The organism is Salinisphaera sp. S4-8, from assembly GCF_040361235.1.
In the GTDB taxonomy this organism is placed as follows: domain Bacteria; phylum Pseudomonadota; class Gammaproteobacteria; order Nevskiales; family Salinisphaeraceae; genus Salinisphaera.
Genome location: NZ_APNF01000001.1, coordinates 446,204 through 459,667 on the forward strand (window position 1 = coordinate 446,204; position 13,464 = coordinate 459,667).

Below are 13,464 nucleotides of genomic sequence, written 5' to 3' on the forward strand. Positions count from 1 at the left end.
AAGGCGTCATGACCGACTTTTCCACTCAGATGCTCGCCCTCGCGCCGTTGCTGATTCTGTGCGCGACCGTCGTCGGCGTGATGTTGTCGATCGCCATCGGTCGTCATCATTTCACCGCGGCGACGATGACCGTCATCGGCCTGAATGCCGCACTGCTGTCGCTGCTGGGCGTGCTTCAGGTGACGCCGATCCAGGTCACGCCGCTGTTCGTCATCGACGACTACTTTCTGTTGTTCAGCGCTATCGTGCTGGTGGCGTCGCTGGCCTGTACGACCCTGGCCCATGCGTATCTGGAAACGCTGCCGGACCGGCGCGAAGAGTTCTATATTCTGTTGCTGTGTTCGGCCGGCGGCGCCCTCGCGCTGATCGCCAGCCGGCATTTCGCGTCGCTGTTCATTGGCCTGGAGCTGTTGTCGGTACCGCTCTACGGCATGGTCGCCTATGCCTATCGCGACCGTATTTCGCTTGAAGCCGGCCTGAAGTACATGGTGCTCTCGGGCGCGGCCTCGGCATTCCTGCTGTTCGGCATGGCCCTGCTCTATGCGGCCTCGGGCTCGCTGGAATACGCCGGCCTGGCCGACACCCTGGCCGGGAATAGTGGCTCGCCGTGGCTGCTGGCCGGCGTAGGCATGATGGTGGTGGCCCTGGCCTTCAAGCTGTCGCTGGTGCCCTTTCATATCTGGACGCCGGACGTCTACGAAGGCGCCCCCGGGCCGGTTTCGGCGTTTCTGGCCACGGTCAGCAAGGTCGCCGTGTTCGCCCTGCTGCTGCGCTTTTTCACCCTGGCGCCGCCGGCCGCCAACGGCTGGTTGTTGACGCTGATGGGCGTGATCGCCATGGCCTCGATGCTCATCGGCAACCTGCTCGCCCTGCGCCAGCGCAACGTCAAACGCCTGCTGGGTTATTCCTCGATCGCGCATCTGGGGTATCTGCTGACCGCGATCGTGGCCGGCGGGGCCTTCAGCATCGAAACCGTGGGTATCTATCTGGCGACTTATGTGGCCACCACGCTGGGTGCCTTCGGCGTGGTCACCCTCGTATCCAGCCCCTACTCGGGCACGGATGCGGGCGCGCTGCACCACTATCGCGGGTTGTTCTGGCGCCGGCCGTATCTGGCTACCGTGTTCACCATCATGATGCTGTCGCTGGCCGGCATTCCGATGACCGCCGGTTTTCTCGGCAAGTTCTATGTGATCGCCATCGCCGTGCAGTCCGGCCTGTGGTGGCTGGTCGGCGGTATCGTGCTCGGCAGCGCCATCGGCCTGTACTACTACCTGCGCATGATGGTGATCCTGTTCCTGGACGAGCCCGGCGAAAGCCGCCGCGACGCGGTCTCCGGCTGGGGCCAGCAATCCGGCGGCATCATGGTGCTGCTGATCGCCGCAGCCGTAATCTTCTTCGGCATCTACCCGCAGCCGCTGATCGCACTGGTGAACGCAACGGGCATGGCCGGCGGCTAAACAAGCCAGCCACGGCGGGCGTTTTTCACGCCCGACCGGGCATACCCGCAGATATCAGATCAGGGTATTCGGCTCTGAAATGTCTCCATGGCGATTGCCAACGCCGCGCCAATGACCGCCCATTATCGATTTGCGTTGTATTGGCGTGGATTTGCGGACGGCCTTTCGCCGGCCGGCTTGCACAAACCCTGTGCCCGATGGGTCAGGACTCGGCAACGATGACCCCCGGATTCAACCGGTTGTGCGGGTCCAGCGCGGTCTTGATCGCTTTCAGCATGTCGCGCTCGACATCGGACTTGTAGCGATCCAGGGCCGCGACCTTGAGCCGGCCGATGCCGTGCTCGGCGGCGATCGAGCCGCCCATCTCGGCGACGATATCGTGCACCACGGTATGCGCGGTTTCGGCCTGGGCCAGAAACGCCGCGCCGTCGGCGTCCACCGGCTGCGACAGGTTGAAATGCAGATTGCCGTCGCCGACATGCCCGAACGGACAGGGCCGTACGCCCGGCAACGCTTCGCGCACCGCCGCGAGCGCCCGATCGAGAAAAGCAGGCAACTTCGATACCGGCAAGGAAATATCGTGCTTGATCGACGCGCCTTCGGCGACCTGGGCCGGTGGCAGGGATTCGCGCAGATGCCACAGCCGCCGGCTGGTATCCGTATCGTGGGCGACGATTACATCCACCAGTTCATGCGCCTGACGGGCGTTTTCCACCACCGCCGACAGGGCCTCCAGCAGCCAGTGGCCTTCTGCCGAACTGGCCAGCTCCACCAGCAGATACCAGTCGTGATCGACATCGAACGGCTCCTCGCAGCCATCGATATGGGTACAGGCCAGTTCGACGGCCTGACGCGACATCAGCTCGCAGCCGGTCAGGTTGTGCCCCGAGGCCGCGGTCAGCCGGCGTTGCAATTTCACGGCCTGGGCCGGTGATCGCAGCGCGAACAAGGCGCTGGCCTGTTGCACCACCGGTTCGTAAAGCTTGAAGACGGCGGCCGTGATGATCCCCAGCGCGCCTTCACTGCCAATGAACAGGTCGTCGAGATCGAAACCGCTGTTGTCCTTGCGCAGACCGGTGAGGTTGTTCCAGATGCGCCCGTCGGCAAGCACGACTTCCAGACCCAGCGCCAGATCGCGGGTGTTGCCATAGCGCACCACGTTCAGCCCGCCCGCGTTGGTCGCCAGGTTGCCGCCGATCCGACAGCGATCGCGCGAAGCCAGGGTCAGTGGAAAGAACAGGCCGGCATCGACGGCGGCCTGTTGCACGTCGGCCAGAATACAGCCGGCCTCGACGGTGATCGTGGCATTGTCGGCGTCGACTTCGCGTACACGATTCATGCGTTCGAGATTGACGATCACATGGCATCGGGGATCACTGGCCGCGGCGCCGCCCACAAGCCCCGTGTTACCGGACTGCGCGATGACCGCACAATCGGCCCCGGCACAGGCTCGCACGACCGCTGCGAGCTGATCGGTATCGGCCGGGCGTACGACCGCGAGCGCCTGCGGCTGGAACGCGCCCCGCCATTCCACCAGATAGGGGGCCGCAGCCTCGCCTTGCAGTACGTCCTCGGTGCCGACGATTGCACCAAGTTCGGCGATCAACCCATCGCTCATTCAGCGTGCTCCGACCAGATCCTGCAATGCCGGCTGCAGCCGGCGGAATTCGAAGTTGAACCCGGCCTTTTCCAGGGCGCTGGGAATGGCGCGCTGACCGGTGAGCAGCAGATGCGCCATTTCGCCCACCATCAGCTTGAGTGCCGGCCCAGGCACCCAGGCGAACTTGGGCCGATGCAGCACGCGCGCGAGCGTGGCCGTGAATTCGCGGTTGGTGACCGGCTCGGGCGCGGTGAGATTGAACGCGCCGCTGGCATTTTCCTGATCGATGAGAAAACGGATCGCGCGCACTTCGTCGCGAATATGAATCCAGGGCATGTACTGCGCGCCGGTACCGAAATGCCCGCCCAGGCCGAACCTGAACGGCGTGATCATCTGTGCGAGCGCGCCATCGTCGGCGCCGAGCACGATACCGGTACGGATACGACACACCCGGATGCCAGCGGCTTCGGCACGCCGTGCTGCCTGTTCCCAGGCCACACAGAGCTCCGACTGGAATTCGTCGCCCGGCGGCTGGCTTTCATCCAGTACGTCCGCCCCCCGCGCGCCGTAATAGCCCACGGCCGAACCGCTGATCAGCACCTGTGGCAAGACGTCCCAGGCACCGATCGTTTCGGTGAGTTCGCGTGTAATGCGCAAGCGGCTTTCGCGCATCTCGCGCTTGCGGGCTTCGGTCCACCGGCCATCGGCCAGATTCTCGCCGGCGAGGTTGATCACCGCATCGGCCGGCTCGGCGGCTTTGATATTCGCGACCGGCACCACCCCGGCCGGCAACACCCGGGCGGCAGCGTCGGTATCACGGGTGATGACCTGAACGGCCCAACCATCCGCCAGAAACGATTCACAAAGATGCCGGCCGATAAAACCGGTGCCGCCGGTCACCAACGCCTTTTTCATCACAGGCTCCGCGGGTAAAAAATCAATATCCGGTGCGAACTTGCAGACTAGATCGCCGCCAGCCCGTAGCCGAATGTTACTAATACAATACGCTGATCGGGCATGCTGCGTTGCATCGTTTTGCCCGTGCTATTGCAAAAACACGAAAGATCGCGTTAGCTATGCGGGCGTGGCGGCGGTAGCTCAGTTGGTAGAGCGCGACCCTCCCACGGTCGAGGTCGCGAGTTCGAATCTCGTCCGCCGCTCCATCGCATCGCCCGGCGCAGCCCCAACTAGGGTAACCAGCCCACACTTTTAAGTGCCCCCTAAGTGCCACAGGCAGTACGGGCGCGGCAGCACCGGCGCAGCACTAGGTGCTCGTACGATCTGCGCTGTGCGCATCATCGGGCAATCTTTGGCATTCAGCGCAAATCGCGAGACGCCCCCGCGTGCCCGCTTTCAGCGATTGTGTCTGGGACTGGGTTCGAGACGATTCCCGGCACCTGCACGACAACAATAACTTTTTCGTCTATCTTCATTCCTACGTGGAATACAGCGTCGGCCCGGCCGCGCTGGCTGAGTGGGGGCGTTCGTCATGGCACTAAGCAAACGTACATTCTGGGCATTCGCCCTGTTGATGCCAGCGGCTGCGCTTGCGCAGAGCCCGGCAGCCGATATCGCACAGCAAGGCGTGGGGAATACGGTCCCGCCCTGTAGCAGCTGTCACGGGCCTGACGGTCAGGGCAACCCCGCCGCCGGCTTTCCGCGGCTTGCCGGCCTGGGCTCGGTCTATCTCCAGGATCAGCTCGACGCCTATGCCGATGGTCGCCGGGAAAACGCCATCATGCAGCCGATCGCGAGTGCCCTGTCCGCCACGCAGCGTCGCGCCATGGCCAACTATTACAGCGCGCTTGCGTTCAAGCCCAGCGAAACCAACGCCCCGCAACAACCGATATCCGCCGCCGCTGTCGAACTGGCCGAGCACGGTCGCTGGGATGACGCGATTCCCGCCTGTGTGCAATGCCACGGGCCCGGCGGTATGGGCGTCGGCGATCGCTTTCCGGCACTCGCTGGCCAGTCCGCGAACTATATCGCCAGCCAGCTACGCGCCTGGCGCGCGCACAAACGCCCGGCCGGGCCAATGGACCTGATGGCCACGATCGCCAATCGGCTCGACGCGGCCGATATCATGCCGGTGGCCGAGTACTTCGCGGCCCAGCCGAGCACGACTGCGCCGGCCACGAACAAAGCCGACGACAAGGCGAACGACTCTTCGACCGGCTCAGCAAAACCGGCTGGTACGCCGAATGCCTCCGGCGTTCAGGCGTCGACTTTCGTACCGCCGGCCCGCGGCACGATTCCCGACAACGAATTCGGGGCCATGGTACGCAAGGGCCGCGCAATCTTTACCGATACCCAGCAGCATGCGGCACGCTTTGTCGGCAACGACCTGCAATGTGCCAACTGCCATCTCGATGAAGGCCGGCTCGCCGATTCCTCGCCACTGTGGGCCGCCTGGGCGATGTATCCCGCCTACCGTGGCAAGAACAAGCATGTGAATGATTTCCCCGAGCGCATCCAGGGCTGTTTTCGTTACAGCATGAACGGCACACCGCCGCCGCGCGGCGACGAGGTGTTGCTGGCGCTGGAAACCTATGCCTACTGGCTGGCCAGCGGCGCGCCCGTGGGCAAGGCGCTGTCCGGTCGCGGCTACCCCGAACTCGACGCGCCCAGGCAATCACCGAGCTTCGAACGCGGCGCGCAGGTCTACACCGAGCACTGTGCGTTATGTCATGGCAGCGATGGCCAGGGCCAGCGCGCGGCCGACGGGCGTATCGCATTTCCGCCGCTATGGGGACCGCGTTCCTATAACTGGGGCGCGGGCATGCATCGCGTGAACACGGCTGCGGCCTTCATCAAGGCCAATATGCCGCTGGGCGCGACCACGCTGTCCGAGCAACAGGCCTGGGATGTGGCCCAGTTCATCGGCAGCCACGAACGCCCGCAGGATCCGCGTTTCACCGGCTCGGTCGCCGATACCGCCAAGCAGTATCACGGCAAGTACTCGATGTATGGCCAAACCGTCAACGGCGAGGTACTGGGCCAGAACGCCCCGCCGTCAGGCACCGCGCCCGCCGCGAAGACGCGGTAAAACCCGGGCGACGAGCCCAGGCGCGCGTTTACGGGCGCTGGTAGAGCAGCGCGGCCTGATCGAGCGCGGCCACGATCTGACGGGCCAATGCATCGGCCTGCTGCGATACCGCAGCACGCGCGCCGGCCGGGCTTTCGATTGCCAGCTGTACGGCCACACGCTGGTCCGCATTGTCTACGACACGCACGTTGTAAGCCGGGCGGGCCTGGCCGATGACCCGACGCGACACGCTGTCCATATCCGCCAGTTCGATCACGATGCTGGCCTGCGCACCACTGGCACGGCTGGCCGCATGCCGGCTGGCGCCGTCCTGTTCACGCGTGGGCGGTGCGGCATCGAGCATGGGCGTACATGCATGGCCGGCTGCCAACAGCCGCTTGCACAGCGCCTGCTCGAAGGCCGCTTCGATGGCCAGATCGGTAAAGGCCGCATAGGCGATAAAGCCGTCATAGCGTGTGTCGTCATAGCCCGGATCGACGAAGCGATAGGCCGGCGTGCTTGCGCAGCCGGCCAGCATCAGACACACGAGCGTCAGCACAATACGGCGGCAAAAATCGAACAACACGACTTTCCGACAGGCGAATGACGCCTCAAAGATTAGCCGGCGTGATCACCGCCAACAACTGGCGCGCGGCGACCTGATCACCCGCTTTGCAGCTCAGGTTTTCGATCTCGCCGTCGATGTCGGCCGCGATGGAAAACTCCATCTTCATGGCTTCGAGCACCAGCAGCGTGTCGCCCGCCTGCACCTGATCGCCCACGGCCACATCGACACGCTGGATCTTGCCATCCATACGGGCCAGCACGCGGCCATCGCCTGCCCCATCGGCAGACTCGGGCGGCAGCCGCAGGGCATCGGTATAGAGTGCTGTACGCCCCTGGGCACACAGCCACACATCCGCGCCGTGGCACAGCACATCCGCGCGCGCGGCCACGCCGCTCAACACATAATCGAAACGCGTGCCGTCGAAGGCCCCGATACGCAGATCGATCCACGTATCGTCGACCCGCACCTGATAGTCCCCGCCGTCATGGCGCAGCCGCAAGTCGTTGCGGCGATCGCCCTGTATCAACACCAGCGGCGTTTCATTGGTGCCCGCGCTGCGCCAGCCCGCCAATGCGTCTGCCAGGCCGGCGCTCGCCGCGAGACGCCCTGCATCATGGGCATGACAGGCCACCGCCGCGAGCGCGAGATGTTCACGCCCGGGGGCATCGCCGGCCAGGGCCGGCTGCATATGCGTGCCGACGAAACCGATATCGAAATCCCCCGACACGAACGCCGGCTCGGCGAGTATGTGCGCGAGAAAATCGCGATTGCTGACCGGGCCGAACAACAGGGTTTCGTCGACCGCGGCGGCCAGCCGGCGGCGCGCGATATCGCGGGTTTCGCCCCAGGCGATGATCTTGGCCGCCATGGAATCGTAATGCGGGGTCACCATCTGGCCTTCACGCAGGCCATGGTCGACGCGAATACCCGCCCCCTGCGGCACCCGCCAGGCCCGTACGAGGCCGGTCTGGGGCATGAAATCCTGGGCGACGTCTTCCAGGCACAGCCGTACTTCGATCGCATGGCCGTCGAAACGCACATCGTCCTGGGCGAGCGTAAGCGGCTCGCCGGCGGCGATACGCAGCTGCCAGGCGACCAGATCGAGTCCGGTCACCAGTTCGGTCACCGGGTGCTCGACCTGTAGCCGCGTATTCATTTCCATGAAATAGAACGCGCCGCTGGCATCGAGCAGAAATTCCACCGTGCCGGCGCCACGATAACCGATCGCAGCCGCAGCATCGACCGCAGCCTGGCCCATGCGTGCCCGTAATTCGGCGTCGACAGCCGGCGACGGCGCTTCTTCGACGACTTTCTGGTGGCGACGCTGGACCGAACAATCGCGCTCGCCCAGGTGAATCACATGGCCGTGCATGTCGGCCAGCACCTGAATCTCCACATGGCGTGCGCCGAGCACGGCTTTTTCCAGAATCAGTTCGTCCGAACCGAAGGCACTGGCCGCTTCCGAACGCGCGCCGCGTATCGCCTCGGCCAGATCGGCTTTGCGCTCGACCAGTCGCATGCCGCGCCCGCCGCCGCCCGCCGACGCCTTGACCATCAAGGGAAAGCCGATCCGTTCGCCCTCGGCAATCAGCGTGTCGTCGTCCTGGGCCTGCCCCTCGTAACCGGGCACGCAGGGCACGCCGGCTTCGATCATGCGCTGCTTGGCCGCGCGCTTGCGCCCCATCAGATCGATGGCCTCCGGCGTCGGCCCGATAAATATCAACCCGGCCGCTTCGACCGCACGGGCGAAATCCGCGTTTTCGGCCAGAAACCCGTAGCCGGGATGAATCGCCTGGGCGCCGCTGGCCTTTGCGGCGGCGATCAGTTTGTCCACCGCCAGATAGGATTCAGCCGCCGGCGCGGGGCCGATCGCCACCGCCATGTCGGCTTGCTGCACATGCAGCGCCTGGGCATCGGCGCTCGAATATACCGCCACGCTGCGACACCCCACCGCGCGTGCGCCACGGGCGATACGGACGGCGATTTCGCCGCGGTTGGCGATCAGAACGCTGTCGAAACCATTCATGTGCGGGCCCATCGGGGTGTGCGTTTTTCGCGAAATGCCTGCGTACCTTCGGCGCCTTCGTCGCTAAGCAGACAATCGGCAAACAGCGCTGCTGCCTGATCGGCGAGCCGGTCCATATGGCGGCCATCGAGCATAGCCAGCAGTTGTTTGGAGGCGGCATTCGCACCCGGCGCACAGGCCTTGATATCGGCCAGTACGCCCTCGAGCGCGCGATCGGCCGCGGCGAGATCGTCGACGACGGTATGGGCCACGCCGAGTCGATAGGCCTCGGCGCCATCGAAGCGCAGCCCGCAGACGGCAACCCGCCGGGTCGCGGTCATCCCGATACGCGCGACCACGAACGGCATGATCTGGGCTGCGGGCAGGCCGAGCCGGGTTTCGGGCATGCCCATCGTCGCATCGCGGGTCACGATGGTGATGTCGGCAACACACAACAGGCCGAAGCCGCCGCCGAGAGCCGCGCCCTGGGCTACGACCACCACCGCCTGTGGTGCACGATCGATCATCGTCAGCACCTCGCCGAAACGGCGGTTGAAGGCAACGACGGCCGCGCGCCGGTCTGCGCCCGTCACATCGCCGATGGATTTCAGGTCCGCGCCGGCACAGAAATGCCGGCCGGCCCCGCGCAGCACGATCGCGCGTACGCTGCGATCGTCGGCGACTGCTTCGAAGACGGCGGCCAGCTCTTCCACCGTCTCGCTATCGAGCGCATTGGACACGCCGGCACGATCGAATACGACCTGCAATACGCCGTCGCGCAGTGCCAGGGTCAGCTGTGTTGTCTCGGGTAACGCCATGGCAGGGACCTGGGCTTAACGCGAGCGCAGTTCGAGGCGCTTGGCGATGATCGAAAGCATCACCTCGTCGGCGCCGCCGCCGATCGAATGCAGGCGCAGGTCGCGATAGAACTGGGCGGTGGTGGATTCGGCCATATAGCCCTGCCCGCCCCAGAACTGCAGACAGGTATCGGTGAGCTGTCGGGCCAGGCGGCTGGTCTTGAGCTTGGCCATGGAGGCGTTGAGGGTCACGTCGCGACCATCGACCAGATCGGCCGTGGCCTGATACGTCAACGCACGGGCGGCTTCGAGTTCGGTGGCGAGTTCGGCGAGCGTGAACTGGACATACTGGTTGTCGATCACGCCCTGGCCAAAGGCCTTGCGCTCGCGGGTGTAGGCCACGGTGTCGTCGAACACCCGTTGCATGGCCTCGAGAATGCTGGCCGCCAGAAACAGGCGTTCTTCCTGGAACTGCTGCATCTGGTAGCTGAAACCCTGGCCTTCTTCGCCGATGAGATTGCGCGCCGGCACGCGGACATTGTCGAAGAAAATGATGGCCGTATCCGAACTGCGCTGGCCGAGCTTGTCGAGTTTCGTCTCGCGGTTTACGCCCGGCGCGTCGAGCGGCACGACGATCAGCGACTTGTTGCGATGCTTCGCCTTGTCATCGCTTACGCCGCCGGTCACACACAACAGGCAGATCCAGTCGCCCTGGGTGCCGTTGGTGATCCACATCTTCTGGCCATTGATAACGTAGTCGTCGCCATCGCGCTTGGCCGTGGTGGTAATACCCGCCACATCTGACCCCGCACCGGGTTCGGATACGCCGATACAGGCGACCTGATCGCCGGCGATCGCGGGGGCGAGGAATTCGCGTTTCAATGCCTCACTGCCATAGCGGGCCAGGGCCGGCGTGGCCATATCGGTCTGTACGCCCACGGCCATGGGAATACCGCCACAGGTCATACGCCCCAGACTTTGTGCAAAGGCAAGCTGGTAGGAGTAATCCAGCCCGAGTCCACCGTATTCCTCGGGCTTGGTAATCCCGAGCAGGCCCAGATCGCCCAGGCCCTTGAACAGCTCGTGGGCCGGGAACAGGCCCGCCTGCTCCCATTCGCGTACGTGTGGATTGACCTGTTCCTCGATATAGCGCTCGGTGGTGCGCCGTATTTCATCGTGTTCGTGGGTGAACATGGCAATTCTCCTCGCGCGCCCTAGAAGCGGGCCACGCCGAAATCGTTGGGCCGTACGTCGCGTCGGCGCGCTTCGCGGCATACGGACAGCGTGAGCGCGAGCACGCGGCGGGTATCGCGCGGGTCGATCAGCCCGTCGTCGAACAGGCGCGCGCTGCCGTAGAAGGCATGGCCCTGCTCCTCGAACTTGGCGGTGATCTGTGCGTACATCTTGTCGAGCAGGCCGTCGGGCGGGGTTTCGCCGCGGCCTTGGTACTTGGCTTCGGTGACGATCTGCATGACACCGGCCGCCTGTTCGCCGCCCATGACCGCGGTACGCGAATTGGGCCACGCGAAGATGAAATCCGGCGAAAAGCCGCGCCCGCACATGCCGTAGTTGCCGGCACCGAAAGAGCCGCCGATCACGAAGGTGACCTTGGGCACATGGGCGTTGGCCACGGCCTGGATCATCTTCGAGCCGTGCTTGACCATGCCCGCCTGTTCGGCGTCCTTACCGACCATATAGCCGGTGATGTTCTGCAGAAACACCAGCGGAATATCGGCCTGGCAGCACAGCTGGATGAACTGGGCGGCCTTGTTCGCGCCCTTGGTGGTAATCGGCCCGTTATTGGCCAGCACGCCGACCGGACGCCCTTCGACCGCGGCATGTCCGCATACCAGCTGGCCATCGAAATCGGCCTTGAATTCATCGAAATCGGAATCGTCGACCAGCCGGGCGATGACTTCGCGACAGTCGTAGGGCTTTTTGTGATCGGCCGAGACGATGCCGCACAACTCGTCGATGTCGTAGCGCGGCGGCGCAAACCCCGGTAGCTCGGCCTTCGGCGCGCGCGCGTTCCAGTCCAGCCGGGCCATGACCTCGCGCGCCTGACGGATGCCGTCGGCATCGTCGGCAGCCAGATATTCGCAGGTACCGGCGGTGCCTGCATGCATGTCGGCGCCACCTAGCGCTTCGTCCTCCGCGATCTCACCGGTGGCGGCCTTGAGCAGCGGTGGGCCGGCCAGAAACACCTTGGCCCGCCCGCGCACCATGATCACGTAGTCGGACAGCCCCGGCATGTACGCGCCGCCAGCGGTCGAGGAACCATGCACGACCGTGATCTGAGGCAATCCCTGTGCAGACAGCCGCGCCTGGTTGGCAAAGGTGCGTCCGCCTTCGATGAACATTTCGTCCTGATAAAGCAGATTGGCGCCGCCGGACTCGATCAGCGACACGATCGGCAATTTCTGGATTCGCGCGATTTCCTGTATGCGCAGGGTTTTCTGTACACCCCAGGGGGTCATGGTGCCGCCCTTGATCGCGCTGTTGGAGGCATTGACCATGCAGCGCACGCCCGACACATAACCGATACCGCAGATACTGTTGCCGCCGGCCAGCGAACCATCGGTATCGTCGTGGCAGCCATAGCCGCACAGCGTGGATAGCTCCAGAAACGGCGAACCGCGATCGAGCAGCAGATTCACCCGATCGCGCGGCAGCAGCTGTTCGCGCTTGCGATAGCGCTCGGCCTTGCTCTGTTCGGTCGCATGGACCTTCGCTTCGATTTCGCGCAGTGCGTCGACCGCGGCGAGCATGCCTTCGCGATTGCGCTGAAAGCTGTCGGCGTTGTGATCGACACGGGTGGAGAGAACCGCCATATCCGAATCTAACCCCGCTGGCCGGGCAGAATGCCCATCGTTTTGCAGATGATGCCAAGCATGACTTCGTCCGCGCCGCCCCCGATCGAGGCCAGGCGGGTATCGCGAAATGCCCGCGAAACCTCGGCTTCCCACATATAGCCCTGACCGCCCCAGTACTGCAGACAGGCATCGGTGACTTCGCGCACCAGGCGCCCGGTCTTGAGCTTGGCCATGGAGGCCAGTTGCAGCACACCGCTATCGTCGGGGTTGACGACATAGCGTTCGCAACAGCGATAGGTCAGTGAACGCAGGGCTTCGATCTCGGTCTGCAGTTCGGCCAGGCGAAAATGCACGACCTGGTTATGCAGAATCGGCACGCCAAAGGTCTGGCGGTCCGAGGTGTATTCGATCGTGGCGTTGACCACGTTTTCCAGGCCCTTGAGCGCGGAGGCCGCAGCGAATATGCGCTCTTCCTGGAACTGCTGCATCTGCATGGTGAAGCCCATCCCTTCGGCACCGATGCGGTTGCGCTGCGGCACGCGCACGTCGTCGAAAAACAGCTGGGCCGTATCCGATGACCACATGCCGAGCTTGTGCAGCTTGCGGGCACGTTCGACGCCGGGGCTATCCAGCGGCACCACGATCAACGACTTGTTCCGGTGCGGCCCGTCATCCGAGGTGTTGGCCAGCAGGCAGATCCAGTCGGCCTTCATGCCATTCGTGATCCACATCTTGGAGCCGTTGATGACGTAGTCGTCGCCATCCTTTCGTGCCGTGGTCTTCAGCTGGGCGACATCGGAGCCGGCCTGCGGTTCGGATACACCGATGGCGGCTACCTGCTCGCCGGCGATGGCCGGGGCCAGAAACTCACCGCGTAGTTCGTCGCTGCCATAGCGCGCCAGCGCTGGCGTGGCCATATCGGTCTGTACGCCGATGGCCATCGGCACGCCGCCGCATTTGATCCGGCCCCATTCCTCGGCGGCGACCATGGCATAGGAATAATCCAGCCCCTGACCGCCGTAGGCCTCGGGCTTGTGGATACCAAGCAGGCCCAGATCGCCCATCTTCTTGAACAGTTCGTGCGAGGGAAACTGCTGGGCCTGCTCCCAGTCGGCGACATGCGGGTTGATCTCGCGATCGATAAACCGGGCAATGGTGTCGCGCAGGGCGTCGTGTTCGGGGGTGAATTGCATAAC

10 protein-coding genes and 1 tRNA gene are annotated in these 13,464 nt (G+C 64.4%); 3 read left to right on the forward strand and 8 right to left on the reverse strand.

Going from position 1 to position 13,464, the window contains the following annotated elements; genetic code table 11:
- Window positions 1-8 precede the first annotated feature (8 nt).
- The gene (nuoN, locus tag S4A8_RS02090; RefSeq protein WP_353218834.1) at window positions 9-1,460 is read left to right on the forward strand and encodes an NADH-quinone oxidoreductase subunit NuoN; all 1,452 of its coding nucleotides are present in this window, start codon (window positions 9-11) and stop codon (window positions 1,458-1,460) included.
- 202 nt (window positions 1,461-1,662) lie between these two features.
- Here the strand turns inward: nuoN and S4A8_RS02095 are convergent, their stop codons facing one another.
- Together S4A8_RS02095 and S4A8_RS02100 are read right to left on the reverse strand one after the other, a co-directional pair.
- The gene (locus tag S4A8_RS02095) at window positions 1,663-3,078 is read right to left on the reverse strand and encodes an FAD-binding oxidoreductase (protein WP_353218835.1); all 1,416 of its coding nucleotides are present in this window, start codon (window positions 3,076-3,078) and stop codon (window positions 1,663-1,665) included.
- Window positions 3,079-3,975, reverse strand: a complete 897-nt coding sequence (locus S4A8_RS02100; RefSeq protein WP_353218836.1) for a TIGR01777 family oxidoreductase — start codon at window positions 3,973-3,975, stop codon at window positions 3,079-3,081. It abuts the gene before it with no gap.
- Between the two features lie 172 nt (window positions 3,976-4,147).
- Between S4A8_RS02100 and S4A8_RS02105 the strand changes: the two genes are divergently transcribed.
- Window positions 4,148-4,223 (forward strand) — tRNA-Gly (locus S4A8_RS02105).
- A 326-nt stretch (window positions 4,224-4,549) separates the two neighbouring features.
- A complete protein-coding gene (locus tag S4A8_RS02110) occupies window positions 4,550-6,106 on the forward strand; it encodes a c-type cytochrome (protein ID WP_353218837.1) in 1,557 nt (518 codons plus the stop codon).
- A 28-nt stretch (window positions 6,107-6,134) separates the two neighbouring features.
- On the opposite strand, the gene S4A8_RS02115 is transcribed toward S4A8_RS02110, so the two are convergent.
- The 6 genes from S4A8_RS02115 to S4A8_RS02140 are packed head-to-tail and all read right to left on the reverse strand — an operon-like array spanning window position 6,135 to window position 13,461.
- A complete protein-coding gene (locus S4A8_RS02115) occupies window positions 6,135-6,671 on the reverse strand; it encodes a hypothetical protein (protein ID WP_353218838.1) in 537 nt (178 codons plus the stop codon).
- A 25-nt stretch (window positions 6,672-6,696) separates the two neighbouring features.
- Window positions 6,697-8,679 carry an acetyl/propionyl/methylcrotonyl-CoA carboxylase subunit alpha gene (locus tag S4A8_RS02120; protein WP_353218839.1) on the reverse strand — a complete coding sequence of 661 codons (1,983 nt, stop codon included), beginning with the start codon at window positions 8,677-8,679 and terminating at the stop codon, window positions 6,697-6,699.
- Entirely contained in the window at window positions 8,676-9,476 is an 801-nt protein-coding gene (locus S4A8_RS02125) for an enoyl-CoA hydratase/isomerase family protein (RefSeq protein WP_353218840.1), read from the reverse strand. Before S4A8_RS02125 ends, S4A8_RS02120 begins: the two co-directional genes overlap by 4 nt.
- 15 nt (window positions 9,477-9,491) lie before the next feature.
- Complete coding sequence (locus tag S4A8_RS02130; RefSeq protein WP_353218841.1) at window positions 9,492-10,649, reverse strand: acyl-CoA dehydrogenase family protein; 1,158 nt, start codon at window positions 10,647-10,649, stop codon at window positions 9,492-9,494.
- Between the two features lie 20 nt (window positions 10,650-10,669).
- A complete protein-coding gene (locus S4A8_RS02135) occupies window positions 10,670-12,286 on the reverse strand; it encodes an acyl-CoA carboxylase subunit beta (protein ID WP_353218842.1) in 1,617 nt (538 codons plus the stop codon).
- Between the two features lie 8 nt (window positions 12,287-12,294).
- Complete coding sequence (locus S4A8_RS02140) at window positions 12,295-13,461, reverse strand: acyl-CoA dehydrogenase family protein (protein WP_353218843.1); 1,167 nt, start codon at window positions 13,459-13,461, stop codon at window positions 12,295-12,297.
- Window positions 13,462-13,464 lie beyond the last annotated feature (3 nt).

What these genes read in the sequence shown, in the direction of transcription:
- nuoN (WP_353218834.1), top strand. Translation starts at nt 9, where the DNA reads ATGACCGACTTTTCCACTCAGATGCTCGCCCTCGCGCCGTTGCTGATT.
- S4A8_RS02095 (WP_353218835.1), bottom strand. Translation starts at nt 3,078, where the DNA reads ATGAGCGATGGGTTGATCGCCGAACTTGGTGCAATCGTCGGCACCGAG.
- S4A8_RS02100 (WP_353218836.1), bottom strand. Translation starts at nt 3,975, where the DNA reads ATGAAAAAGGCGTTGGTGACCGGCGGCACCGGTTTTATCGGCCGGCAT.
- S4A8_RS02110 (WP_353218837.1), top strand. Translation starts at nt 4,550, where the DNA reads ATGGCACTAAGCAAACGTACATTCTGGGCATTCGCCCTGTTGATGCCA.
- S4A8_RS02120 (WP_353218839.1), bottom strand. Translation starts at nt 8,679, where the DNA reads ATGAATGGTTTCGACAGCGTTCTGATCGCCAACCGCGGCGAAATCGCC.
- S4A8_RS02125 (WP_353218840.1), bottom strand. Translation starts at nt 9,476, where the DNA reads ATGGCGTTACCCGAGACAACACAGCTGACCCTGGCACTGCGCGACGGC.
- S4A8_RS02130 (WP_353218841.1), bottom strand. Translation starts at nt 10,649, where the DNA reads ATGTTCACCCACGAACACGATGAAATACGGCGCACCACCGAGCGCTAT.
- S4A8_RS02135 (WP_353218842.1), bottom strand. Translation starts at nt 12,286, where the DNA reads ATGGCGGTTCTCTCCACCCGTGTCGATCACAACGCCGACAGCTTTCAG.
- S4A8_RS02140 (WP_353218843.1), bottom strand. Translation starts at nt 13,461, where the DNA reads ATGCAATTCACCCCCGAACACGACGCCCTGCGCGACACCATTGCCCGG.